General features: G+C 55.6%; 24 protein-coding genes. 8 read left to right on the top strand and 16 right to left on the bottom strand.

Annotation, left to right across the window (positions count from 1 at the left end; all coding sequences use genetic code 11):
- The 12 genes from atpD to asnC all read right to left on the bottom strand — a co-directional run bounded on the left by atpD (position 1) and on the right by asnC (position 11,064).
- Entirely contained in the window at positions 1-1,383 is a 1,383-nt protein-coding gene (gene atpD / locus L2I46_RS18930; protein WP_023291474.1) for a F0F1 ATP synthase subunit beta, read from the bottom strand.
- 26 nt (positions 1,384-1,409) lie between these two features.
- Entirely contained in the window at positions 1,410-2,273 is an 864-nt protein-coding gene (gene atpG / locus L2I46_RS18925) for a F0F1 ATP synthase subunit gamma (protein ID WP_004144996.1), read from the bottom strand.
- A 50-nt stretch (positions 2,274-2,323) separates the two neighbouring features.
- Positions 2,324-3,865, bottom strand: coding sequence for a F0F1 ATP synthase subunit alpha (atpA, locus tag L2I46_RS18920; protein ID WP_004144995.1), 1,542 nt, complete (start codon positions 3,863-3,865; stop codon positions 2,324-2,326).
- A gap of 12 nt (positions 3,866-3,877) precedes the next feature.
- Positions 3,878-4,411: a F0F1 ATP synthase subunit delta gene (atpH, locus tag L2I46_RS18915; RefSeq protein WP_004202307.1), complete on the bottom strand. Its 534-nt coding sequence runs from the start codon at positions 4,409-4,411 to the stop codon at positions 3,878-3,880.
- A 14-nt stretch (positions 4,412-4,425) separates the two neighbouring features.
- Positions 4,426-4,896: a F0F1 ATP synthase subunit B gene (gene atpF / locus L2I46_RS18910; protein WP_004107293.1), complete on the bottom strand. Its 471-nt coding sequence runs from the start codon at positions 4,894-4,896 to the stop codon at positions 4,426-4,428.
- 50 nt (positions 4,897-4,946) lie between these two features.
- Positions 4,947-5,186 (bottom strand): F0F1 ATP synthase subunit C, encoded by a 240-nt coding sequence (gene atpE, locus L2I46_RS18905; protein WP_000429386.1) that lies wholly within the window; start codon positions 5,184-5,186, stop codon positions 4,947-4,949.
- Between the two features lie 48 nt (positions 5,187-5,234).
- Positions 5,235-6,050 carry a F0F1 ATP synthase subunit A gene (gene atpB, locus L2I46_RS18900; RefSeq protein WP_023291475.1) on the bottom strand — a complete coding sequence of 272 codons (816 nt, stop codon included), beginning with the start codon at positions 6,048-6,050 and terminating at the stop codon, positions 5,235-5,237.
- An 8-nt stretch (positions 6,051-6,058) separates the two neighbouring features.
- Entirely contained in the window at positions 6,059-6,439 is a 381-nt protein-coding gene (gene atpI / locus L2I46_RS18895; protein ID WP_004202310.1) for a F0F1 ATP synthase subunit I, read from the bottom strand.
- Positions 6,440-7,055: 616 nt separating this feature from the next.
- Positions 7,056-7,679, bottom strand: a complete 624-nt coding sequence (rsmG, locus tag L2I46_RS18890) for a 16S rRNA (guanine(527)-N(7))-methyltransferase RsmG (RefSeq protein ID WP_032429030.1) — start codon at positions 7,677-7,679, stop codon at positions 7,056-7,058.
- A gap of 115 nt (positions 7,680-7,794) precedes the next feature.
- Positions 7,795-9,684, bottom strand: coding sequence for a tRNA uridine-5-carboxymethylaminomethyl(34) synthesis enzyme MnmG (mnmG, locus tag L2I46_RS18885; RefSeq protein ID WP_023291477.1), 1,890 nt, complete (start codon positions 9,682-9,684; stop codon positions 7,795-7,797).
- Between the two features lie 381 nt (positions 9,685-10,065).
- The gene (mioC, locus tag L2I46_RS18880; RefSeq protein WP_017899651.1) at positions 10,066-10,506 is read right to left on the bottom strand and encodes an FMN-binding protein MioC; all 441 of its coding nucleotides are present in this window, start codon (positions 10,504-10,506) and stop codon (positions 10,066-10,068) included.
- A 99-nt stretch (positions 10,507-10,605) separates the two neighbouring features.
- The gene (gene asnC, locus L2I46_RS18875; RefSeq protein ID WP_002882510.1) at positions 10,606-11,064 is read right to left on the bottom strand and encodes a transcriptional regulator AsnC; all 459 of its coding nucleotides are present in this window, start codon (positions 11,062-11,064) and stop codon (positions 10,606-10,608) included.
- A 151-nt stretch (positions 11,065-11,215) separates the two neighbouring features.
- Here asnC and asnA point away from each other — a divergent pair, with 151 nt between their 5' ends.
- On the top strand, positions 11,216-12,208 hold the full coding sequence (gene asnA, locus L2I46_RS18870; protein WP_236948140.1) for an aspartate--ammonia ligase: 993 nt from the start codon (positions 11,216-11,218) through the stop codon (positions 12,206-12,208).
- A 3-nt stretch (positions 12,209-12,211) separates the two neighbouring features.
- On the opposite strand, the gene viaA is transcribed toward asnA, so the two are convergent.
- Positions 12,212-13,660, bottom strand: coding sequence for an ATPase RavA stimulator ViaA (viaA, locus tag L2I46_RS18865; RefSeq protein ID WP_032454444.1), 1,449 nt, complete (start codon positions 13,658-13,660; stop codon positions 12,212-12,214).
- Positions 13,657-15,156 carry an ATPase RavA gene (gene ravA, locus L2I46_RS18860; protein WP_072421439.1) on the bottom strand — a complete coding sequence of 500 codons (1,500 nt, stop codon included), beginning with the start codon at positions 15,154-15,156 and terminating at the stop codon, positions 13,657-13,659. The genes viaA and ravA overlap by 4 nt, the downstream gene beginning before the upstream one ends.
- Positions 15,157-15,373: 217 nt before the next feature.
- On the opposite strand from ravA, the gene kup reads away from it, so the two are divergent.
- The 7 genes from kup to rbsR all read left to right on the top strand — a co-directional run bounded on the left by kup (position 15,374) and on the right by rbsR (position 23,281).
- Entirely contained in the window at positions 15,374-17,242 is a 1,869-nt protein-coding gene (gene kup, locus L2I46_RS18855) for a low affinity potassium transporter Kup (protein ID WP_004202319.1), read from the top strand.
- A gap of 185 nt (positions 17,243-17,427) precedes the next feature.
- Positions 17,428-17,847, top strand: coding sequence for a D-ribose pyranase (gene rbsD / locus L2I46_RS18850; RefSeq protein WP_004202320.1), 420 nt, complete (start codon positions 17,428-17,430; stop codon positions 17,845-17,847).
- Between the two features lie 10 nt (positions 17,848-17,857).
- The gene (gene rbsA, locus L2I46_RS18845; RefSeq protein WP_023291483.1) at positions 17,858-19,363 is read left to right on the top strand and encodes a ribose ABC transporter ATP-binding protein RbsA; all 1,506 of its coding nucleotides are present in this window, start codon (positions 17,858-17,860) and stop codon (positions 19,361-19,363) included.
- Positions 19,364-19,368: 5 nt separating this feature from the next.
- Positions 19,369-20,334, top strand: a complete 966-nt coding sequence (rbsC, locus tag L2I46_RS18840; RefSeq protein WP_004202322.1) for a ribose ABC transporter permease — start codon at positions 19,369-19,371, stop codon at positions 20,332-20,334.
- A 27-nt stretch (positions 20,335-20,361) separates the two neighbouring features.
- Positions 20,362-21,252, top strand: a complete 891-nt coding sequence (gene rbsB, locus L2I46_RS18835; RefSeq protein ID WP_004202323.1) for a ribose ABC transporter substrate-binding protein RbsB — start codon at positions 20,362-20,364, stop codon at positions 21,250-21,252.
- Positions 21,253-21,355: 103 nt separating this feature from the next.
- Positions 21,356-22,285: a ribokinase gene (gene rbsK / locus L2I46_RS18830; protein WP_023291484.1), complete on the top strand. Its 930-nt coding sequence runs from the start codon at positions 21,356-21,358 to the stop codon at positions 22,283-22,285.
- A 3-nt stretch (positions 22,286-22,288) separates the two neighbouring features.
- Positions 22,289-23,281: a ribose operon transcriptional repressor RbsR gene (rbsR, locus tag L2I46_RS18825; RefSeq protein WP_086076398.1), complete on the top strand. Its 993-nt coding sequence runs from the start codon at positions 22,289-22,291 to the stop codon at positions 23,279-23,281.
- On the opposite strand, the gene mdtD is transcribed toward rbsR, so the two are convergent.
- On the bottom strand, positions 23,278-24,675 hold the full coding sequence (gene mdtD / locus L2I46_RS18820) for a multidrug transporter subunit MdtD (RefSeq protein WP_023291486.1): 1,398 nt from the start codon (positions 24,673-24,675) through the stop codon (positions 23,278-23,280). The genes rbsR and mdtD overlap by 4 nt on opposite strands.
- A 12-nt stretch (positions 24,676-24,687) precedes the next feature.
- Positions 24,688-25,389, bottom strand: coding sequence for a FadR/GntR family transcriptional regulator (locus L2I46_RS18815; protein WP_023291487.1), 702 nt, complete (start codon positions 25,387-25,389; stop codon positions 24,688-24,690).
- Positions 25,390-25,797 lie beyond the last annotated feature (408 nt).

The following is a 25,797-nucleotide window of genomic DNA, read 5'->3' as shown; positions in this document are numbered from 1 at the left end:
TTAAAGTTTTTTGGCTTTTTCCACGGCTTCGTCGATAGAACCGACCATGTAGAACGCCTGCTCCGGCAGGTGATCGTATTCGCCTTCCATGATGCCTTTAAAGCCACGGATGGTGTCTTTCAGGGAGACGTATTTGCCCGGAGAACCGGTAAATACTTCTGCCACGAAGAACGGCTGGGACAGGAAGCGCTGGATCTTACGTGCGCGAGCTACCACCAGTTTATCTTCTTCAGACAGTTCATCCATACCCAGGATGGCGATAATGTCTTTCAGTTCCTGATAACGCTGCAGAATGGACTGAACGCCACGAGCGGTGTCGTAGTGCTCCTGACCAACAACCAGCGGATCCAGCTGACGGCTGGTGGAGTCCAGCGGGTCAACGGCCGGGTAGATACCCAGGGATGCGATCTGACGGCTCAGTACTACGGTTGCATCTAAGTGAGCAAAGGTAGTGGCTGGGGATGGGTCAGTTAAGTCATCCGCCGGTACGTATACCGCCTGTACGGAAGTGATAGAGCCGGTTTTGGTGGAGGTGATACGTTCCTGCAGAACGCCCATCTCTTCCGCCAGGGTCGGCTGGTAACCTACCGCTGAAGGCATACGACCCAGCAGTGCGGATACTTCCGTACCGGCCAGGGTGTAACGATAGATGTTATCGACGAACAGCAGAACGTCACGACCTTCGTCACGGAACTTCTCAGCCATGGTCAGGCCGGTCAGCGCAACGCGCAGACGGTTTCCCGGCGGCTCGTTCATCTGGCCATACACCAGGGATACTTTGTCGATAACGTTGGAGTCGGTCATTTCGTGGTAGAAGTCGTTACCCTCACGAGTACGTTCACCTACGCCCGCAAACACGGAGTAACCGGAGTGCTCGATCGCGATGTTACGGATCAGCTCCATCATGTTTACGGTTTTACCTACACCCGCGCCACCGAACAGACCGACTTTACCGCCCTTCGCGAACGGACACATCAGGTCGATAACTTTGATGCCGGTTTCCAGCAGTTCCTGAGAGCTGGACAGCTCTTCATAAGACGGTGCTGCGCGGTGGATAGCCCAACGCTCTTCTTCGCCGATGTCGCCTTTCATGTCGACCGGTTGACCCAGTACGTTCATGATACGACCCAGCGTAGCTTTACCAACCGGGACTTCGATCGGGTGCTCGAGGTCTTTTACATCCAGACCGCGGCGCAGACCATCGGAAGAACCCATGGCGATGGTACGTACGATACCGCCGCCCAGCTGCTGCTGAACTTCCAGCACCAGAACTTCATTACCATTCTGTACCTCAAGGGCTTCGTACACGCGTGGTACGGCATCCTGAGGGAACTCGACGTCGACCACGGCGCCGATTACCTGGACAATCTTTCCAGTAGCCATCTTAAATCCTCTACGAAATAACCTGGTTAAACCGCGGCGGCCCCCGAGACGATCTCGGTGAGTTCCTGAGTAATGCTGGCCTGACGAGCTTTGTTGTATACCAACTGCAGCTCTTTAATCAGGCTGCCGCCATTATCGGTCGCGGCTTTCATCGCCACCATACGGGCGGCCTGCTCGCTGGCCAGGTTTTCAACCACGCCCTGATAAACCTGAGACTCGACGTAGCGGCGCAGGAGGGTATCCAGCAGCGCTTTCGGATCGGGCTCATACAGGTAATCCCAGGATTTACGTTTCAGATCAGCGTCTTCTGATGCCGGTAACGGCAGCAGCTGAGTGATCGTCGGAACCTGAGACATGGTGTTAATAAATTTGTTGCTGACAACGTACAGCTTGTCCAGACGGCCTTCATCATAGGCCTGCAACATCACTTTTACCGGGCCGATCAGTTCGGACAGGGATGGGTTATCCCCCATACCGGTCACCTGTGCAACGACGTTGCCGCCAACGGAGTTAAAGAAAGAGACGCCCTTAGAGCCGATCATTGCGAGGTCGCACTGAACGCCTTTATCGGACCATGCTTTCATTTCCGCCAGCAGTTTCTTGAACAGGTTAATGTTCAAGCCGCCGCACAAACCACGGTCGGTCGACACCACCAGGTAGCCCACGCGCTTAACGTCGCGTTCTTCCAGGTAAGGGTGCTTATATTCCAGATTACCGTTCGCAAGGTGACCAATCACTTTGCGCATAGTATCTGCGTAAGGACGGCTGGCCGCCATGCGCTCCTGCGATTTACGCATTTTGGAAGCGGCGACCATCTCCATCGCTTTAGTGATCTTTTGCGTGTTCTGGACGCTTGCGATCTTACTACGTATCTCTTTTGCGCCGGCCATGAGCTTCTCCTCAATGCCTTGCGGCCTGCCCTAAGACAGACCGCCAGACGTTACCAGGACTGGGTTGCTTTGAAGGAATCGAGGATGCCTTTCAGCTTGCCTTCGATTTCGTCGTTATAGCCACCGGACTGGTTAATCTCTTGCATCAGCGGAGCGTGATCACGGTCGACGTAAGCCAGCAGAGCGGCTTCGAAGCTACCGATTTTCGCCAGTTCTACATCAGCCAGATAACCACGTTCTGCTGCGAACAGAACCAGAGACTGCTGCGCGACGGACATCGGCGCATACTGTTTCTGTTTCAGCAGTTCGGTCACTTTCTGACCGTGGTCCAGCTGTTTGCGGGTTGCATCGTCAAGGTCGGATGCAAACTGGGAGAACGCCGCCAGTTCACGATACTGCGCCAGCGCGGTACGGATACCACCGGACAGTTTCTTCATGATCTTGGTCTGCGCTGCACCACCCACACGGGATACCGAGATACCCGGGTTAACCGCAGGACGAATACCGGCGTTGAACAGGTTGGTTTCCAGGAAGATCTGACCATCGGTAATGGAGATTACGTTGGTCGGAACGAACGCGGAAACGTCACCCGCCTGGGTTTCGATAATCGGCAGCGCGGTCAGAGAACCGGTTTTCCCTTTCACTTCACCTTTGGTGAAGGCTTCAACGTATTCGGCGTTAACACGCGCAGCACGCTCCAGCAGACGAGAGTGGAGGTAGAATACGTCGCCCGGGAACGCTTCACGTCCTGGCGGACGACGGAGCAGCAGGGAGATCTGACGATAAGCAACAGCCTGTTTAGACAGGTCATCGTAAACGATCAGCGCATCTTCACCGCGGTCGCGGAAGTATTCGCCCATTGCGCAACCTGCGTATGGCGCCAGGTATTGCAGTGCAGCAGATTCGGATGCAGTCGCTACCACCACGATGGTGTTAGCCAGCGCGCCGTGCTCTTCCAGTTTACGCACCACGTTAGAGATGGTGGACGCTTTCTGGCCGATAGCAACATAGACGCACTTGATGCCGGAATCACGCTGGTTGATGATGGCATCGATAGCCAGCGCAGTTTTACCGGTCTGACGGTCGCCGATGATCAGTTCACGCTGACCACGACCGATTGGGATCATGGCGTCAACGGATTTATAACCGGTCTGTACCGGCTGATCGACGGACTGACGTTCGATTACGCCCGGCGCGATCGCTTCAACGGCGGAGAAACCGTCGTTTTCCAGCGGACCTTTACCATCAATTGGCGCGCCCAGGGTGTTAACCACGCGGCCCAGCAGGCCACGGCCAACCGGAACTTCCAGGATACGGCCAGTACATTTCACCTTCATGCCTTCGGCGAGGTCAGCGTACGGACCCATCACCACCGCACCAACGGAGTCGCGCTCCAGGTTCAGTGCGATAGCGTAACGGTTACCCGGCAGGGAGATCATCTCACCCTGCATACATTCGGCAAGGCCGTGGATGCGGATAACACCGTCACTTACAGAAACAATAGTACCTTCGTTATGAGCTTCGCTCACAACATTGAACTGAGCAATGCGCTGCTTGATCAGTTCGCTGATTTCGGTGGAATTCAGTTGCATGCTCCAGTCCCCTTAAGACTGCAAGACGTCTGCAAGGCGATCAAGACGGCCGCGTACGCTGCCATCAATGACCATATCACCCGCACGGATGATAATACCTGCCATAACAGACTTATCGATTTTGCAATTCAGCTTAACTTTGCGTGACAGACGTTTTTCCATCGCGCTGACGATCCTGGCAAGCTGTTCATCACTCAGTTGGTTGGCAGATATGACTTCTACCTCTGCGATGGCCTCACTGGCCGCGCGCAGGTGAATGAATTGCTCAAGAACGTCCGGGAGCACCTTCAGACGATTATTTTCCGCCATCACCTTAATCAGGTTCTGGCCGTTTTCGTCAAGTTGCTCGCCGCAGATAGCGATAAACGCTTCTGAGAGCGTTTCCGGCGCCAAAGCACCGGAGAGAAGCTCTGCCATTTGGTCGTTTTTGGTCACTTCGGCGGCAAACGCCAGCATATCCTGCCAGCGTTCAACACTGTTGTGTTCGACGGCAAAGTCAAAAGCTGCTTTGGCGTAGGGGCGAGCTACCGTTACAAATTCAGACATCAGCCCCTCCCTCCTTACAGTTCAGCGACAAGTTTATCCACGATGTCGCTGTTAGCAGCTTCATCCACGGAACGTTCGATGATCTTCTCGGCGCCAGCAACAGCCAGGATAGCGACCTGCTTACGCAGCTCCTCGCGTGCACGTTTACGCTCAGCATCAATTTCAGCCTGCGCTTGTGCAACGATTTTGGTGCGTTCCTGTTCTGCTTCAGCTTTAGCTTCGTCCAGAATCTGAGAGCGGCGCTTGTTCGCCTGCTCAATGATTACCTGGGCTTCCGCTTTCGCTTTTTTCAGCTGGTCGGTCGCGTTGGCCTGTGCAAGGTCCAAATCTTTCTTAGCGCGTTCTGCAGAAGCTAAACCGTCAGAAATCTCTTTCTGGCGTTTTTCGATGGCAGCCATTAAAGGCGGCCATACGTACTTCATGCAGAACCATACGAAGATAACAAACGCGATGGCCTGGCCGAGGATTGTTGCGTTCATGTTCACAGCACAATACCTCTTTAATTAACTCTGTGGCTTAGGTTTCTAACAACTTACTACGCGACGGCGAACATCACGTACAGACCCAGACCTACAGCGATCATCGGGATAGCATCCACCAGACCCATAACGATAAAGAACTGAGTACGCAGCAGAGGGATCAGATCCGGCTGACGCGCTGCGCCTTCCAGGAATTTACCTCCGAGGATGCCGATACCGATCGCAGCACCGATTGCCGCCAGACCCATCATCACAGCGGCAGCCATGTACAGCAGATCCATATTCAGGTTTTCCATGACAGTCTCCAGTTTGTTTCAGTTAAAACGTAGTAGTGTTGGTAAAAATCAATGCTCTTCAGACGCCATCGACAGATAGACAATCGTCAGAACCATGAAGATGAAGGCTTGCAGCGTAATAATCAGGATGTGGAAAATGGCCCAAGGCACATTCAGAACCCACTGTGACCACCACGGCAACAGACCAGCAATCAGAATGAAAATCAGCTCACCGGCATACATGTTGCCGAACAGTCGCAGACCGAGAGAGACCGGTTTGGACAGCAGGCTTACCCCTTCAAGGATTAAGTTGACAGGAATGAACGCCCAGTGATTGAACGGCTGCATGGTCAGTTCTTTAACGAACCCACCTACGCCTTTCATTTTGATGCTGTAGAAAATAATCAGGATGAACACGCCAAGCGCCATCGACAGGGTGATGTTCACGTCAGCAGACGGAACCACGCGCAGTGCAGGCAGGCCGAAAATGTGTTCGCCGATATAAGGAAGCAGGTCGATTGGCAGCAGGTCCATCAGGTTCATCAGGAAGACCCAGACGAACACGGTCAGCGCCAGCGGCGCGATAACCTTGCTCTTGCCATGGTACATGTCTTTGACGCTGCCATGGACGAAGCCGATGATCATTTCGATGAAGGTCTGGAATTTCCCTGGTACGCCGCTGGTCGCTTTCTTAGCAACGCTACGGAACATGGCCAGGAACAGCAGACCGAGAACCACCGAGAAGAACATGGAGTCAATGTTGAGCGTCCAGAAGGTGGCCGGGGGGTTGTGCGGATCCACCAGCGAGAAAGTACGCAGATCAATCTGAAGGTTGTTCAGATGGTGACCTATGTATTCCTGCGGCGTCATATTTTCTGAAGCCATGATGCCTTTTACCCTTTGTTGTTGATTACAGCTGGCGCCAGAACTTGTACCACCAGCACCAAAACCCACGTCACGATCAGTGGCAAAAATACCACTTTTAAAACGGCCAGCGCCACCGCCAGGAGGGCGAAGGTCAGCAACACCTTGAAGGCTTCACCGAAGGCGAAGGTCCAGGCCACACGGCCTTTTGCTGGTGTATGCGCCTGATGACGCCAGGCAAAAATCATAAACATCAGGTTTGGCAAAACCACTGCCAAACCGCCGCATACCGCGGAAATGCCCCAGAAGGGGTCTTTGAGGCTAAACAGCAGTCCACTTGCCATTACTGCCAGTAACTGAATAAACAGAAGCTTGCGAGCAACGTTTCGACTCAAGAGCGACACTGACATCACGTTTTTACTCCTGCTCCCTTTGAGGTATGTCGCGTGTCGTATAAAACGTCCTTTAAGACGAAGAGTCAAGCATCAAAAAGCGGACAAATTATACGGTGACGCCCCGTGATTTCAAACAATAAGTAGCAAAATAGTGAATAAATGTTTAATTATTTTCCAACGGACAACTTTCCGTGCATTTCAGCGTTCTGTGAGCGGTCATACAAAACTGCAAATAACGTGGAAACACGGCAATTAAAGCGTGCATTAGATCACATAATAAACATTTCAAGCGCCCTTTAATGAATCAAGGACATAAAACACTATTTTTCATGTTTTTGATATTCAAGATAAAAAGTGAGGACATTATCTAAAACAACCCCACATACAATAAAAACCTTTTATTGACATTTATAATAAAAATTTAACATCACGATGCTGATCATCATTGTCGATTTTTAGCACCCTGATATTTTCAAAGTTGACTATTTTGTCAGTGAATCACTTACGCTAAGTTAACCGCAAGAAAAACCATAGTAAAAACATGGTTAAATGCAGCCCGATAATATCAGGAGGTGACCTTTATTTTTGTAACATTCATGGGCCACATTTTTTCCACATTTTTTGATAAAAATTAACTCGCTTTTGGCGTAATCACCACCAGGTGCCGCTCCCCTTCCAGCTGAGGAACATGCAGCTCAATGACCTCGGCTATGGCATACCCTTCCGGCAGGTTTTCCATTTCGTCTTTTTGCGCTAACCCTTTGAGCGCATAGAAGTGACCGTTCGCGGCCGGCAAATGATGGCACCAGCTCACCATATCATTAAGCGACGCGAAGGCGCGGCTTATCACGCCATCAAACGGCGGCTCGGCCGGGAAAGCTTCCACGCGGCTCTGCACCGGGGTGATGTTATCCAGCTTCAGTTCATGCTGCACCTGACGCAGGAAGCGCACGCGTTTGCCAAGGCTGTCCAGCAGGGTGAAATGCGACTCCGGGCGCACGATAGCCAACGGGATCCCCGGCAGCCCCGGTCCCGTACCGACATCGATAAAGCGCGAGCCCTGCAGATAAGGCGCGACGATGATGCTGTCGAGGATATGACGCACCAGCATCTCATTTGGATCGCGAACGGAGGTCAGGTTATAGGCTTTGTTCCACTTATCGAGCAGCCCGACGTAAGCCACCAGCTGATTTTTCTGGTGATCGGTGAGCGAAATACCCGCTTCATCCAGCAGACGAGAAAGTTTGTTGAGCACGGTAAGTACCTTCAAAAAATAATGAGCCCGGAGGCGCTAACGCTTACCGGGCCAGGAATGATAAAGGCGAACGCTGATTATGCAAGTGGGAAATCAGCGCGGCAGGCTGCCGCAATCAGGCGCTGCGACGCAGCATCCCCTGCTTTTTCAACCAAACCAGCAAAATAGAGATCGCCGCCGGGGTGATCCCGGAAATACGTGACGCCTGCCCTATCGACGACGGTTTATGGTCGTTTAGTTTAGCGATCACTTCATTAGACAGTCCGGTGACCTGACGGTAGTCGAGCGTCGCCGGTAACAAGGTATTCTCGTTGCGCTGCTGTTTCTCGATCTCATCCTGCTGGCGCGCGATATAGCCTTCATACTTCACCTGGATCTCAACCTGCTCAGCCGCCTGCCGATCTTCCAGCCCCGGCGCGAACGGCGAGAGCTGAACCAGCTGCTCGTAGGTCATTTCCGGGCGACGCAGCAGATCTTCACCGCTGGCTTCGCGCGACAGCGGCGCGGTCAGGTGAGCGTTCACTTCGGTAGCGCTCTCAGCCTGCGGGTTCACCCAGGTCGATTTCAGGCGCTGGCGTTCGCGCTCAATGCTTTCCAGCTTCTCGTTGTAACGCGCCCAGCGTTCATCATCCACCAGACCCAGCTCACGCCCCTGCTCAGTCAGACGCAGGTCGGCGTTGTCTTCGCGCAGCATCAGACGATATTCAGCACGAGAGGTAAACATGCGGTACGGTTCTTTGGTACCCAGAGTACACAGGTCATCCACCAGCACGCCGAGGTAGGCCTGATCGCGACGCGGCGCCCAGCCCTCTTTTTCCGCCGAGAAGCGAGCAGCGTTAAGACCGGCCAGCAGACCCTGAGCCGCCGCTTCTTCATAACCGGTAGTGCCGTTGATCTGACCGGCGAAGAACAGACCCTGAATGAATTTGCTCTCGAGCGTCGGTTTCAGATCGCGCGGGTCGAAGAAGTCGTACTCAATAGCGTAGCCAGGACGGACGATCCGCGCATTTTCCATCCCCTGCATGGAGCGGACGATTTGCATTTGCACATCGAACGGCAGGCTGGTGGAGATGCCGTTCGGATAAATTTCGTTTGAGGTCAGGCCTTCCGGTTCGAGGAAGATCTGATGCTGGTTGCGATCGGCAAAGCGCATGACTTTGTCTTCGATCGACGGGCAGTAGCGTGGACCGATCCCTTCGATCACCCCGGCGTACATGGGGCTGCGATCGAGGTTATTGCGGATCACGTCATGGGTTTTCTCGTTAGTGTGGGTGATGTAGCACGGCACCTGACGCGGATGCTGATCGGCAGATCCCATAAACGAGAAGACCGGCATCGGGTTATCGCCATGCTGTTGAGCCAACACGCTGAAATCGATGGTGCGCGCGTCAATGCGCGGCGGGGTCCCGGTTTTCAGTCGGCTTACGCGCAGCGGCAGTTCACGCAGACGACGAGACAGCGGGATCGACGGCGGATCGCCGGCGCGTCCGCCGCTGTAGTTATCCAGACCAATATGGATTTTGCCGTCAAGGAAGGTTCCGACGGTCAGCACCACCGCTTTGGCACGGAATTTGAGGCCCATCTGGGTGACTGCGCCTACGACGCGATCGTTTTCGACAATCAGATCTTCCACTGCCTGCTGGAAGATCATCAAATTCGGCTGGTTCTCCAGCGCAGTGCGTACCGCCTGACGGTACAGCACGCGGTCAGCCTGGGCGCGAGTGGCGCGCACCGCGGGGCCTTTGCTGGCGTTTAGTATCCTAAACTGGATGCCTGCCTGATCGATCGCTTTGGCCATCAGGCCGCCGAGCGCGTCCACTTCTTTTACCAGGTGTCCTTTCCCAATGCCGCCAATCGCCGGGTTGCAGCTCATCTGCCCCAGCGTGTCGATATTGTGTGTCAAAAGCAGGGTCTGTTGACCCATACGCGCTGCGGCCATTGCGGCCTCAGTGCCTGCGTGACCCCCGCCAATGATAATGACGTCAAAAGGATCCTGATAAAACATGGTGGTCTGCCTCGCATAACGCGGTTTGAAAATGGATTGAAGCCCGGGCCGTGGATTCTACTCGGCTTTGGTCTTTTGAGAAAGACTCCGGGATCCTGAGTATTAAAAAGAAGATCTTTATATAGAGATCTGTTCTATTGTGATCTCTTATTAGGATCGACTCTCTTTGTGGATAAGTCGGATCCGCGAAGTAAGATCAAAAGCTTAAGAAGGATCACTCTCTGTGAATGATCGGTGATCCTGGTCCGTATAAGCTGGGATCAGAATGAAGGGTTATGCACAGCTCAAAAACCGTACTGCGGTTATTCTTTGGATAACTACCGGTTGATCCAAGCTTTTAAGCATGGTTATCCACAGAAGAACGGACGATCTTTACAAATCTCAGAGCAAATTTTTCCAGGATCCCAGCCAAATTTCCGCCGGATCCTCTGGAATTTCATGTTCCAGCACGTTGATCTTCAGGGTCTCGCCGATCTGTTTTGCCCCGCAGGCCTTCAGCGCCGCTTCTAATTTATCGATCGCGCCGCAAAAAGTGTCGTATTCGCGGCTGCCGATCCCGATGGCGCCAAAGCGCACGGCGGAAAGATCGGCCTGCTGCGCCAGCAGCGCGTCATAGAAGGGAACCAGGTTGTCGGGAATGTCGCCGGCGCCATGGGTGGAAGAGATAACTAACCAGATCCCCTGCGCCTGCAGATCGTCCACCAGCGGGCCGTGCTGGATTTCAGTGCTGTAGCCTGCTTCTTCCAGCTTTTCCGCCAGATGCTCCGCTACGTATTCCGCACTGCCCAGGGTGCTGCCGCTGATAAGTGTAATGTCTGCCATAGATCGCCGATCGCCCGCTCAACTGTTCAGAGTGGCGTATTGTACGCTGTGAGCGAGCTGGGATCTACCTGTGGAAAAATGTGGGATTAAAAAAAACGATCAGGGCTTAATGGTGCGCATGATCGGGTTCTGCAGCACGATCAGGGTCTCGGTGGACTGAATTTCATCAATTGTTTGGATCTTGTTGATAAGTACCTGCTGCAGGGCATCGATGGATTTACACATCACCTTAATAAAGATGCTGTAGTGGCCGGTGGTGTAGTAAGCCTCGGTGACCTCCTCCAGGCTTTCCAGGCGGGCGAGGGCGGAGGGATAGTCTTTGGCGCTCTTGAGAATAATGCCGATGAAGCAGCCGACGTCATAGCCCAGCTGTTTGGGGCTGACGTCAATGCGCGCGCCGGTAATGATGCCCGCCTGTTTCATCTTTTCGACGCGTACATGAATAGTGCCGGGGCTGACGCTGAACTGTTTGGCCAGTTCGGCATAGGCGGTACGGGCGTTGGCCATTAGCGCATCGAGAATGCCGCGGTCCAGATTGTCGATCTGATAATTTTCCATATCTTTTTCTTATGAAGTTTGAGGGTTCTTACTATTTTAGCGCCATATTTTGATGAATTAAAAGTCGATGAGCCTTTTTATTGATTGATTATTGTGTTGGTGGCCTGTTTTGTTGCTTAATCAATGGCAACAGGACGCAGGAGTCATAAAAATGAAAACCGCATATATCGCAAAACAACGCCAGATCAGTTTCGTTAAATCCCACTTTTCCCGTCAGCTGGAAGAGAAGCTTGGCCTGATTGAAGTCCAGGCGCCAATCTTAAGCCGCGTGGGCGATGGGACGCAGGATAACTTGTCCGGCTGTGAGAAAGCGGTTCAGGTGAAAGTGAAAACACTGCCCGACGCCCAGTTCGAAGTGGTGCATTCGCTGGCGAAGTGGAAGCGTCAAACCCTGGGACAACACGACTTCAGCGCGGGCGAAGGGCTGTACACGCACATGAAGGCCCTTCGCCCCGATGAAGACCGTCTGACGCCGATCCATTCCGTCTATGTCGACCAGTGGGACTGGGAGCGGGTGATGGGGGATGAAGAGCGCCACGTCGGCACGCTGAAGGCGACCGTCGAAGCTATTTACGCCGGGATCAAAGCCACCGAGCTGGCGGTCAGCCAGGAATTTGGCCTGACGCCGTTCCTGCCGGAACAGATCCACTTTGTTCACAGCCAGGCGCTGCTGAGTCGCTATCCGGATCTTGATGCCAAGGGCCGCGAGCGAGCGATTGCCAAAGAGCTGGGCGCCGTCTTCTTAATCGGCATCGGCGGCAAACTCTCTGATGGCAAGCGCCATGATGTACGTGCGCCGGACTATGATGACTGGAGCACTGAGGTTTCTGAAGGCTTTGCCGGACTGAACGGCGATATCCTGGTGTGGAACCCCATGCTGGAAGATGCGTTCGAGATCTCCTCAATGGGGATCCGCGTTGACGCCGCGGCGCTGAAACGCCAGCTGGCGCTGACCGGCGATGAAGATCGCCTGAAACTGGAGTGGCACCAGGCGCTGCTGCGCGGCGAGATGCCGCAGACTATCGGCGGCGGCATTGGCCAGTCTCGCCTGACGATGCTGTTGCTGCAGCTCGACCATATCGGCCAGGTGCAGTGCGGCGTATGGCCGGCACAGGTTCGCGAAAGCGTTTCCGCGCTGCTGTAACGATTAGCGCCGCCAGCGTCGCAGCAGGCGGCTACGCAACCCGGTATCAAAGCGCCAGATATGATCGAAGATGCGCATGATGCCGGGTTTGCCGTGTACCGACATCGCCACCGCGTGAAAACGGTGCTGATGCTTTCGCTGTAACTCCCCCACCTGAGCAATCACCTCATCCGGCAATCGCTGGGCAATAAAGTCGGAGATCACCACGGCATCCGCATCCACCCACTGCGGGTTTTGCAGACGTTCAATAATGGCGCGAAAACAGCTGGCCAGATCGGTGCCGCCGCGAAAGCGCTGGCTCAGAAAGCGGATCGCCTGCTCCAGGCCGCCCTCGCAGGTCAGTTCGTAGTGCACCACTTCGCTGGAGAACAGCATAATAAAGCAGCGGCGGTTATCCGCTAGCGCGACGCGCATCAGGGCCAGACAAAAGGCTTTGGCGCACTGCTCGTTAAAACCGCCCATCGATCCTGACGTATCGACGCAGACAATAAAGGGCCCGCGCGGCTGTTCATCAAAATCCTGCCGCGTCACCGGGCGTTCGGTGATTTTTTCGCGCCAGGCGTCGCCGTGCAGCCGGTAGGTCAGGAGCTGTTTCTCCACCAGCTTGCGATAAAATTCAAATTCCAGCTCCGTGATGCCGAGCGTCGCCAGCTCCGGCGGCAGCAGGCGCAGAATGTCATCGCTCTGCTGGAGGCCGTCGACCTGTTCCGGCACCGTCGCAGGTTCGCGCACCAGGCTACGGAAGGTCTCCATCGGCGCGTCTTTCTTCGGCACGGATTTCGCTTCCCGTGAGCGCCCCAGCTGTTCCGCCAGCTGCAGCAGCTCCGGCTGCTGGTTAAGAAAATCGCCATAGCGCACGATCAGCTGATAGTCGCCACGTTTGAGTTCGCCGGCGCTCATATCCCACAGGCGTCCGGCGGCGGTGTCATTCTCAGCCAGCACCGGATCGAGCTGACCGCTGAGCGTCATTCGTTCCTGGACCTCGCTGAGCAACTGATCGCGCTCCTCATCCAGCAGCTGCTGGTTAAGGCTGGTGGCTTGCACCACCAGGCTCAGGCGCCAGCGCTGTAAAAACAGCGTATGCAGCGCCGGGGTAAAGGTCGCATTGTCGTCCACCAGCTTCTGCGCCTGGGCGGCAAAAGGGGACTGGAGCTGGTGTAGCTTGCCGAGGATCTGCGGCAGCTGGACGATAAACTGCGAGGTAGAGAGCAGCTGAGCCTGCTGATAGGTTTGCACCTCGGCGTCCAGATCCGGCGGGACGTTAACCTCTTTTAAGCGGGCGCGAACGGCTTCCCGCCAGCGCGGAATATCCGCCGCGATGATGTTTTTCAGGCGGGGAAATTTCTCAAAGAAAACCGCCAGCTGCGGAGAGGCCAGCAGCGCCAGCAGCATCTCCTCGATCATTCCCTCTTCGCTGACTGCCAGCATGACATTCAGCATATCGAGCGTCATGGCTGCTTCGCCTGTTTAATCTGCGCGCCGACGTCCTGCAGGCTGGCTTCGATTCTTCCCAGCCACTCGACCGGGATAAACAGGCACTTCTGCTGCTCGCTGAAGCGGTTATGTTGCTGGTGCCACTCATCGTCCAGCGCCTCCAGCTGCTGGCGAATTTCCGCCGGCATGTTTTCCTGCGACGTGCTGCCGGGCAGCGAGAGGCGTGAGCCCTGCAGGCTGACGTCGCGAACAACCAGATGCTGGCTGGTGTCGACATCCATATTGAGCAGTTGGGCAAAGCCGATCCCGTTGAGCTTGCCGCGGATCTCGCCGCCCTTTTCCAGCCAGCTGGCTAACGCCTCGCGCTCAAAAGTAATGTGGATCACTTCCATATCGTGGAGTTTGAGCGGCTGCTGCAGCAGCAGGGTCAGGGTGGTCCCTTGGATCTCCGCCGGCAGCTCATAGTGCGGCTTGCGGCTAAACATGCCGCCAAGGCGGGTGACCTTTAGCGCCGTTTTGTCACTTTGCTGCTGTTGGATCTGAATGCGTCGCTGCACAATCGCCCCGAGCCGCGTCAGCATCGCCTGCTGCTGCCAGGCGTGGCAGGTCATCAGCGTTTCCAACTGCTGCGACATCAGGTTCATGCTCTCGACGTTGTGCCACAGACAATCTTTCAGCAGGATAAGATCTATCGGCGCGATGCTGTCGCGGCCGCTGAAGAAGGCGCTGGCCTGCAGCAGGCGAATAGCCTTTTTCCAGCGGCGATCCGAAACGTATGGCGCGTTTGGCAGGGCATCCAGCTGCTGGCGCAGCTGGAATATCAGCTCAAACACCGCGTCCGGCAGTTTGATATTGCCGATCTGCTGCTGCCATTGCGTAAACTCTTCATCGCTAACCTGCAGCGCGCTGGGCACCGGATTGCTGTTTTCATCCTGCTGGCTGACCAGCATCGAACGGAAATTACCTTTATCCTGTACTTTATCGAGCCACAGACGGATCAGCATGCGGTCATACAGCGCTTCCAGGCTGCTGTCGGCTTCGGGCAGTTCGTTCGAGGCGGCCACCAGCAGGCGCATCGGGATTTTCTCTTCGTGAGCGCCGTTGCGGAAGTGACGTTCGTTAATCGCCGTCAGCAGGGTGTTAAGGATAGCCGGACCCGCTTTCCATATTTCATCGAGGAACACGATTTCTGCTTCCGGCAGGTAGCCGGCGGTTAAACGCTCGTAGCGGCCTTCATCTTTCAGCGCCTGAATGGACAGCGGGCCAAAAACCTCTTCCGGGGTGGAAAAGCGGGTCATCAGGTATTCAAAAGCGCGCGCCTGCTGGAAGGCGAACTTGAGGCGGCGGGCAATCAGGCTTTTGGCAATCCCCGGCGGACCGAGCAAAAATACGCTCTCGCCGCTGAGCGCCGCCAGCAGGCACAGGCGTATCGCGTGGCTGCGTTCAAAGAGTCCTTTTTCGAGTGCCGCGCTGAGTCGGGAAATTCTTTCAGCCAGTAAATGTGTTTGAGCCATAATTGAGTTGCGTGCTTTGTCATGTATCGTTATTGGGACGAGTATAGATGTTAGAGCAGGGGCGGTAATAGCCTGAAGAATCGATTTATTTTTTTTGAGCCAGGTTAATATGGTGTCTGTTAGGGGTACGATTTCACAAATAATCGTGCATACTGTGCGCTTTTTGTGGGCCAAGGGACTAGGCACACATTTGTTTTATAAACGAAAAGACTAGTCTATGAGCACTGATAATAAACAATCGTTGCCGGCGTTAACGCTGGCGGCCATCGGCGTGGTGTACGGTGATATCGGTACCAGTCCACTGTATACCCTGCGTGAATGCCTGTCAGGTCAGTTTGGCTTTGGCGTTGAGCGCGATGCCGTTTTTGGCTTTTTGTCGCTGATTTTCTGGCTGTTAATCTTTACCGTATCGATTAAATACATCACCTTCGTGATGCGGGCGGATAACGCCGGGGAAGGCGGGATCTTAACGCTGATGTCGCTGGCCGGACGCAATACCTCGGCGCGGATGACCTCTGTGCTGGTGATCCTCGGCCTGATCGGCGGCAGTTTCTTCTATGGCGAAGTGGTGATTACCCCGGCGATTTCGGTGATGTCGGCGATAGAGGGGTTAGAAATTATCGCTCCGCAGCTCGATAGCTGGATTGTGCCGATCTCCATTATCGTGCTTACCCTGCTGTTTATGATCCAGAAGCACGGGACCGGGATGGTCGGCAAGCTGTTTGCGCCGATTATGCTGATCTGGTTCTTGCTGCTGGCGGTGCTTGGCGCGCGAAGCATTTACGCTAACCCGGAAGTTCTGCAGGCGCTAAACCCCTACTGGGCGGTGCACTTCTTCCTGCAGTACAAAACGGTTTCCTTTATTGCGCTTGGCGCGGTGGTGCTGTCGATTACCGGGGTGGAAGCGCTGTACGCCGATATGGGGCACTTCGGCAAACTGCCGATCCGTGTCGCCTGGTTCTCCGTCGTGCTGCCTTCGCTGGTGCTGAACTATTTTGGCCAGGGGGCATTGCTGCTTAAGCATCCGGAAGCGATTAAAAACCCGTTCTTCCTGCTGGCGCCGGAGTGGGCGCTGATCCCGATGCTGATTATCGCCACACTGGCGACGGTTATCGCCTCGCAGGCGGTGATCTCCGGGGTCTTCTCCTTAACCCGTCAGGCGGTGCGTCTGGGCTATCTGTCGCCGATGCGCATCATCCACACCTCGGAAATGGAGTCCGGCCAGATCTATATCCCGTTCATTAACTGGCTGCTGTATGTCTCGGTAGTGATCGTCATCGTCAGCTTCGAACATTCGTCTAACCTGGCGGCGGCGTACGGTATCGCGGTCACGGGGACCATGGTGCTGACCTCCATCCTGTCGGCAACGGTGGCGCGCAAAAACTGGCACTGGAATAAACTGTTCGTTGGGCTGATGCTGGTGGCCTTCCTGTGCATTGATGTTCCGCTGTTCTCGGCGAACCTCGATAAGATTGTCTCCGGCGGCTGGCTGCCGTTGTCCCTGGGTCTGGTGATGTTTACGGTGATGACCACCTGGAAGAGCGAGCGTTTCCGCCTGCTGCGTCGAATGCACGAGCACGGCAACTCGCTGGAAGCGATGATCTCTTCGCTGGAGAAATCGCCGCCGGTGCGCGTGCCGGGTACTGCGGTGTATATGTCCCGCGCCCTGAACGTGATCCCGTTTGCCCTGCTGCATAACCTGAAGCACAACAAGGTGCTGCATGAGCGAGTGATCCTCCTGACCCTGCGCACCGAAGACGCGCCTTACGTGCATAACGTTCGCCGGGTGCAGATTGAGCAGCTGTCGCCCTCGTTCTGGCGGGTGGTGGCCAGCTACGGCTGGCGGGAAACGCCAAATGTCGAAGAGGTGTTCCATCGCTGTGGCCTGGAAGGACTCAGCTGCCGGATGATGGAGACCTCGTTCTTTATGTCCCATGAGTCGCTGATTATCGGCAAACGACCGTGGTATCTGCGCCTGCGCGGCAAGCTTTATCTGCTGCTGCAGCGTAACGCCCTGCGCGCGCCGGATCAGTTTGAAATCCCGCCAAACCGGGTTATCGAGCTCGGTACTCAGGTCGAAATCTGATGTCAAAAAAGCCCTTCCGTTGCGAAGGGCTTTTTGTTTCTCACTCCGGCTGTCATCTCCTGTCGCTGTCTCGCGAAACGTTTCGATAGCGATCACATTTCTCTCTTCTGGTGATGGTTTTCTGCTCACGCATTGATAATAATTATTTTAGCGAAACGTTTCGCTAGTGGAGCAAAAGAGAAAAAATGAAAAAAGGCACCGTACTTAACGCTGATATTTCCGCGGTTATCTCCCGCCTGGGCCACACCGATACGCTGGTGGTCTGCGATGCCGGATTACCGGTTCCCCGCAGCAGCGCGCGCATCGATATGGCGTTGACCCAGGGCGTACCTTCATTTATGCAGGTTCTGGAAGTGGTGACGACGGAAATGCAGGTTGAAGCGGCTGTCATCGCGGAGGAAATTAAGACGCATAATCCGCAGCTCCACGCGACGTTGCTCAACCATCTTGAGCAGCTGCAGCAGCACCAGGGAAACACCATTGAAATTCGTTACACCAGTCATGAGCAGTTCAAAAAACAAACCGCAGACAGTCAGGCGGTAATTCGCAGCGGGGAGTGTTCCCCGTTTGCGAATATCATTCTCTGTGCCGGCGTCACCTTCTGAGATCGCCGTCATGGAAGCCTTATTGCAACTGAAAGGGATCGATAAAGCGTTCCCTGGCGTCAAGGCGCTCTCCGGCGCCTCGCTGAATGTCTACCCTGGCCGGGTGATGGCGCTGGTGGGTGAGAACGGCGCCGGTAAATCCACCATGATGAAAGTGCTGACCGGGATCTATACCCGTGATGCTGGCGCTTTATTGTGGTTGGGCAAAGAGACCACCTTTAGCGGCCCAAAATCTTCCCAGGAAGCCGGGATCGGCATTATCCATCAGGAGCTGAACCTGATCCCGCAGTTGACGATCGCCGAGAACATCTTCCTCGGCCGCGAATTCGTTAACCGCTTTGGCAAAATCGACTGGAAGCGGATGTATGCCGAAGCCGACAAGCTGCTGGCGAAGCTGAATCTCCGTTTTACCAGCCAGAAGCTGGTGGGCGATCTGTCGATTGGCGATCAGCAAATGGTGGAGATCGCCAAAGTGCTGAGCTTCGAGTCGAAGGTCATCATTATGGATGAACCGACCGACGCGCTGACCGATACCGAAACCGAATCGCTGTTCCGTGTGATCCGCGAACTGAAATCGCAGGGGCGCGGCATCGTCTACATCTCCCACCGCATGAAAGAGATCTTCGAGATTTGCGACGACGTGACCGTGTTCCGCGACGGGCAGTTTATTGCTGAACGCGAGGTCTCCTCGCTGGATGAAGACCGTCTGATTGAAATGATGGTTGGCCGGAAGCTGGAAGATCAGTATCCGCATCTGGCTAAGGCGCCGGGCGCGGTGCGCCTGAAAGTCGATAATCTCTGCGGCCCGGGCGTGGAAAACGTGACCTTTACCCTGCGCCAGGGGGAAATCCTCGGCGTCGCCGGGCTGATGGGCGCCGGGCGGACCGAGCTGATGAAAGTGTTGTATGGCGCGCTGCCGCGCAGCAGCGGCTCCGTGACGCTCGACGGTCACGAAGTGGTGACCCGTTCGCCGCAGGATGGTCTGGCGAACGGCATTGTCTATATCTCCGAAGACCGTAAGCGTGACGGCTTAGTGCTCGGGATGTCGGTAAAAGAAAACATGTCCCTGACCGCCCTGCGCTACTTCAGCCGGACGGGGGGGAGTCTCAAGCATAAAGATGAACAGCAGGCGGTCAGTGATTTCATCCGGCTGTTTAACGTGAAAACGCCGTCCATGGAGCAGGCGATCGGCCTGCTCTCCGGCGGCAACCAGCAAAAGGTCGCCATCGCCCGCGGGCTGATGACCCGGCCGAAGGTCCTGATCCTCGATGAGCCGACCCGTGGCGTCGACGTTGGGGCGAAGAAAGAGATCTACCAGCTTATCAATCAGTTCAAAGCTGATGGCCTGAGCATCATTCTGGTCTCCTCCGAGATGCCGGAAGTGTTGGGCATGAGCGATCGCATCATAGTGATGCATGAAGGGCATCTCGGCGGTGAATTCACACGCGAGCAGGCCACCCAGGAAGTATTGATGGCTGCCGCTGTGGGCAAGCTTAACCGTGTGAATCAGGAGTAAGAAAGATGACAACCCAGGCTGTTTCTGGTCGCCGTTATTTCACGAAAGCGTGGCTGATGGAGCAAAAATCGCTGATTGCCCTGCTGGTGCTGATCGCGGTGGTATCGACCATGAGCCCCAACTTTTTTACCGTCAATAACCTGTTCAATATTCTGCAGCAGACCTCCGTTAACGCCATTATGGCGGTAGGGATGACGCTGGTCATACTGACCTCGGGGATCGACCTGTCCGTCGGTTCCCTGCTGGCGCTCACCGGCGCGGTGGCGGCGTCGATCGTTGGCATTGAAGTGAATGCGCTGGTGGCGGTCGCTGCTGCCCTCGCATTAGGTGCGGCGATCGGCGCAGTCACCGGGGTGATTGTGGCGAAAGGCCGCGTGCAGGCTTTCATCGCCACCCTGGTGATGATGCTGCTGCTGCGCGGCGTGACCATGGTGTACACCAACGGCAGCCCGATCAATACCGGCTTTAGCGATAATGCCGATCTGTTCGGCTGGTTTGGTATCGGGCGTCCGCTGGGGATCCCGACGCCGGTATGGATCATGGCGATTGTCTTCCTGGCGGCCTGGTACATGCTGCACCATACTCGCCTGGGTCGTTATATCTACGCCCTTGGCGGTAATGAGGCGGCGACGCGCCTGTCCGGGATTAGCGTCAATAAAGTCAAAATTATCGTCTACGCGTTGTGCGGGATGCTGGCGTCGCTGGCCGGGATTATCGAAGTGGCGCGCCTCTCCTCCGCGCAGCCGACGGCCGGGACAGGCTATGAGCTGGACGCCATTGCGGCAGTCGTGCTCGGCGGCACCAGCCTGGCGGGCGGCAAAGGACGCATTGTCGGCACGCTGATTGGCGCGCTGATCCTTGGCTTCCTGAATAATGGTTTGAACCTTTTAGGCGTTTCTTCCTATTACCAGATGATCGTTAAAGCGGTGGTGATTTTGCTGGCGGTACTGGTAGATAACAAAAAGCAGTAACTGAGAACTCTACAGGACATCTTAACTATGAATATGAAAAAACTGGCGACCCTGGTCTCTGCTGTTGCGCTAAGTGCGACCGTTAGCGCGAACGCGATGGCCAAAGACACCATCGCTCTGGTTATCTCTACTCTCAACAATCCCTTCTTCGTGTCGCTGAAAGACGGCGCGCAAAAAGAAGCTGACAAACTGGGCTACAACCTGGTGGTGCTCGATTCCCAGAACAACCCGGCGAAAGAGCTGGCTAACGTTCAGGATTTAACGGTGCGCGGCGCGAAGCTGTTGCTGATCAACCCAACCGACTCTGATGCCGTCGGCAATGCCGTGAAGATGGCGAACCAGGCGAAAATCCCGGTCATCACCCTCGACCGTCAGGCGACAAAAGGCGATGTCGTGAGCCACATCGCCTCTGACAACGTGCAGGGCGGAAAAATGGCGGGCGATTACATTGCGAAAAAGCTGGGTGAAAGTGCGAAAGTCATTGAGCTGCAGGGCATTGCCGGGACTTCCGCGGCGCGTGAGCGCGGCGAAGGCTTCAAACAGGCCGTGGCGGCGCACAAGTTCAACGTCCTGGCCAGCCAGCCGGCCGATTTCGACCGTACCAAAGGGCTGAACGTGATGCAGAACCTGCTGACCGCCCATCCTGACGTCCAGGCGGTGTTCGCGCAGAATGATGAAATGGCGCTCGGCGCTCTGCGCGCGCTGCAGACCGCAGGCAAGTCCGATGTGATGGTGGTTGGATTTGACGGCACTCCGGATGGCGAAAAAGCAGTAAACAGTGGCAAACTGGCGGCGACCGTCGCACAGTTGCCGGAGCAGATCGGCGCGAAAGGCGTTGAGACTGCTGATAAGGTACTGAAGGGCGAAAAAGTGGAAGCTAACTACCCGGTTGAGCTGAAGCTGGTCGTTAAGCAGTAATATGCGATTCGGACTGGCAACGGTCCGAGGGACAATATAAAAAAAGAAAAGCAGGGCATGCGCCACCGGATCCCGGTGGCGCGCTTTCCCGGGAACAGAAACGATGAAAACTGCAGGCAAACTTGTCGTCCTTGGCAGCATCAATGCCGATCACATTCTCAACCTTGACGCTTTCCCGACGCCGGGTGAAACCGTCACCGGCAACCACTACCAGCTGGCGTTCGGTGGTAAAGGGGCCAACCAGGCGGTGGCCGCCGGGCGCAGCGGGGCGGATATCGCGTTTATCGCCTGCACCGGCGATGACGACATCGGTGAACGCATCCGTCGCCAGCTGGCGAGCGATAAAATCGATGTGGCGCCTGTGCGCGCGGTCGCCGGGGAAGCAACCGGCGTGGCGTTAATCTTCGTTAACGCCGAAGGTGAGAATGTCATCGGTATTCATGCCGGCGCCAATGCGGCCTTATCCGTCGCTCAGGTAGAGGCGGAAAAAGAGCGGATCGCCAGCGCGCAGGCGTTGTTGATGCAGCTCGAGTCGCCGCTGGAGAGCGTGCTGGCGGCGGCGAAAATCGCTCATCACCATCAGACCACCGTGGTGCTTAATCCCGCGCCAGCGCGTGAACTGTCCGATGAACTGCTGGCGCTGGTGGATATCATTACCCCCAACGAAACCGAAGCGGAAAAGCTGACGGGGATTCGCGTTGAGAGTGACGAGGATGCGGCAAAAGCCGCCGACGTGCTGCATGCCAAAGGCATTGGTACGGTGATGATCACTCTCGGCAGCCGCGGCGTCTGGCTCAGTGCCGAAGGCGAAAGCCGCCGGATCCCAGGGTTTCGCGTGCAGGCTATTGATACTATCGCGGCCGGCGACACTTTCAACGGCGCGCTGGTGACCGCGCTGCTGGAAGGGACCGCCCTGCCGGAGGCGATCCGCTTTGCGCATGCCGCGGCGGCGATTGCCGTGACTCGCAAAGGCGCGCAGCCTTCCGTGCCGTGGCGCACAGAGATTGATGAATTTTTAGCGCAACAGGGGTAATGCTTGGCTACGATGAAAGATGTGGCCCGCGTCGCGGGCGTTTCCACATCGACGGTGTCACACGTCATCAATAAGGACCGCTTTGTCAGCGAGGCGATTACCGCCAAAGTAGACGCTGCGATCAAAAGCCTCAACTACGCCCCCTCGGCGCTGGCGCGTAGCCTCAAGCTTAATCAAACCCGCACCATCGGCATGCTGATCACCGCCAGTACCAATCCGTTTTATTCCGAGCTGGTGCGGGGCGTGGAGCGCAGCTGCTTTGAGCGTGGTTATAGTCTCGTACTCTGTAATACGGAAGGTGATGAGCAGCGAATGAATCGTAATCTGGAGACGTTAATGCAAAAACGCGTCGATGGATTACTGCTGCTGTGCACTGAGACCCACCAACCCTCCCCGGAAATTATGCAGCGCTATCCATCGGTTCCGACGGTCATGATGGACTGGGCGCCGTTTGATGGCGATAGCGATCTGATTCAGGATAACTCGCTGCTCGGTGGCGATATGGCGACCCAGTATCTGATCGATCAAGGGTATTCACACATTGCCTGCATTGCCGGCCCGCTGGATAAAACCCCGGCGCGTCTGCGCCTTGAAGGTTACCATGCCGCGATGGCGCGCTGCGGTCTGCCCGTAGCCGAGGGATACGTGGTGACCAGTGATTTTGAGTTTGGCGGCGGATTTAGCGCGATGCAGCAGCTGCTGGCGTTGCCGCAGCGGCCGCAGGCGGTGTTTGTCGGTAACGACGCCATGGCGGTTGGCGCTTATCAGGCGTTATACCAAGCCGGGTTGCAGATCCCGCAGGATATGGCGCTGGTGGGTTACGATGATATTGAACTGGCTCGCTATATGACGCCGCCGTTAACCACCATTCACCAGCCGAAAGATGAGCTGGGGGAACTGGCCATCGACGTGCTGATCCATCGCATGGCCGACCCGCAGCAAAAACAGCAGCGCGTACAGTTAACCCCGGAGTTGGTGGTCCGCGGCTCCGCTTAGCGTTTGTGCCGCTCGCTAATCAGGTTGCGGCCATCCTTCGCTCTCAACAGCATAAACATCAGCGCCGACACGATGGTTATCACGCCCATGGTAATAAAGGTGTAGTGAAACTGCTCTACGGTGCTGGCGCTGTCAAAACCTTCATAGAAGCGCAGCACCGCAGCGCTGATGGCCACTCCGAGACTGATGGAAAGCTGCTGGGTGACTGCCAGCAGGCTATTGCCGCTGCTGGCATTGTCATCCGTCAAATCGGCCAGGGTAATGGTATTCATGGCGGTAAACTGCGTGGACATCGCCATCCCCAGCACGAACAGCGGCAGAAGCAGCATCCACAGCGGCATTTCTGGCGACTGCAGCGAGAACTGGGCAATCATAAGGCCAATAAACACGGTGATCCCCACCAGGGTCTTACGATAGCCAAACCAGCGCAGCACCTGGGTAACGGTAGATTTCGCAATAATCGAGCCGATAGCGGTGGGGGCGATCATACAGCCGGCGATAATGGCCGGATAGCCAAAGCCAACCTGCAGCATGAGCGGCATCAGAAAAGGTACGCAGCCGGTACCCAACCGCGTGGCAAGGTTTCCGGCAATGCCGACCGAGAACGTATGGGTTTTAAATAAAGAGAGCGAGATCAGCGGCGCAGGATGGCGGCGCGCGTGACGGACATAGGCCAGGAGCAGTATCAGACTGACGGCGATCACCGCCAGCGCCAGCCATGTCGCCACGATTTTTTCGCCAAACAGTTCAATACCGCTGGAAAATAACACCAGGCTTAAGCCAAATAACAGAAAACCGGTTATATCGAAGCGTCGGCGCGGCGTTGTGAAATTTGGCATATATTTACGGGCATACAGAATGCCGATCACGCCGATGGGAATGTTTATCAGGAAAATCCAATGCCAGCTGGCCCAGGTCACAAATACCCCGCCGAGAACCGGGCCCAGAATCGGTCCTACCAGTCCCGGCATGGTGACAAAGTTCAGTACCGGCAGCAGTTCGCTGCGCGGATAGGCGCGCAGGAGGGCTAGCCTCGCCACCGGCATCATCATCGCCCCGCCGACCCCCTGAATAACGCGAAAAATGACCAGCTCCGTTAATGAACTCGAGAGCGCGCAGGCGAGGGAGCCGAGAGTAAACAGGCTAACGGCGATGATAAAGACCCGGCGCGTGCCGAAGCGATCGGCCAGCCAGCCGCTGACCGGGATCAACATCGCCACCGTCAGCGTATAGCTGATGATGGCCGACTGCATCGCTAAGGGAGAACGATTAAGACTGTGGGCGATAGCCGGGAGGGCGGTGTTAAGAATGGTGGCATCCAGCGCCTGCATAAAGAAGGCCATCGCCGCGATCCACGGCAGGCCAGCCATGCTGCGCCCTTTTTTTCCGCTCATGCCAAATCCTTGTTATTGATTTACGTGGTGTGGGGCGTTCAGCAGCGCCTGGCAGGCGAGCAAGGCACCTGGCGCATCGCTATTGAGAATGGCATCGACGATCGCCTGGTGGAGATCGAGCTTCACGACTTCATTTTGCGTAATCGACGTGAAGTAGGTGTGGTAGACGGAATGAAATAAAGAGGCGAATGAGCTGAGGAAAGGATTGCCGCTCATTTCATAGATATGTTCATGCCAGGCCATATCGACGTCTATCCAGCGATCGCGCTGAAAATGACGTTTCAGGGCAATCATCTCTTCCATAAGGGTATTGAGCTGCGCTTTCTGTTCCGCGGTGCCGTGGGCGGCGGCGAGGAAACAGGCCTGTGGCTCCAGGCTGCTGCGCATGACGAGAAAGTGGCTCACCACCTCTTCGAAGTTATCTTCCGTGAGCCACCAGGAGAGTAGTTCCTTATCCAGGAAGTTCCAGCTGCTGCGCGGCATTACCCGGGTGCCAATGCGAGGGCGGGGCAGCAGCATGCCTTTTGCAGTCAGCGTCTTCACCGCTTCGCGGACGGCGGTACGACTCACGCCGAACTGCTCCCCTAACTCCATTTCGCCGGGAAGAATGCTTTCCGGCTGATATTCGCCAGTCAGTATCTTTTGGGCGAGCTTCTCGGCCAGTACCCAGGAGATGTTCTTTTGTGCCGCCAGTTGCTGTGCGCTTAAAGACATAAATGCCGTTCCTTTCTTTTCTCTACACTAACAGTATGCCACCAGGCGCCCCGTTTCGTCGGTTAAAACAGCAAAACGGCGGTTTTTTGCGACATTCCTCGCCGCATTGTTGAAAAAAGAGACGGTTGAAAAGTTTTTTTGCATTTCCCCTTGTCACCTCAGAATTACTCCCTATAATGCGCCTCCACTGACACGGAACAACGGCAAGCAAGCCGCCGGGTCAGCGGGGTTCCGGTGAGAACCTCGCAGAGAAAAGCGAAAATAAATGCTTGACTCTGCAGCGGGAAAGTGTAATATGCACACCCCGCGCCGCAGCGAAAAACGAAGCGGCACTGCTCTTTAACAATTTATCAGACAATCTGTGTGGGCACTCAAAGTGACATGGATTCTTAACGTCCTCGGACGAAA

The sequence above is a fragment of the Klebsiella sp. 2019SCSN059 genome (assembly GCF_021739525.1).
Taxonomy (GTDB): domain Bacteria; phylum Pseudomonadota; class Gammaproteobacteria; order Enterobacterales; family Enterobacteriaceae; genus Klebsiella; species Klebsiella quasipneumoniae.
This window is presented reverse-complemented; position numbering and strand designations above follow the sequence as displayed.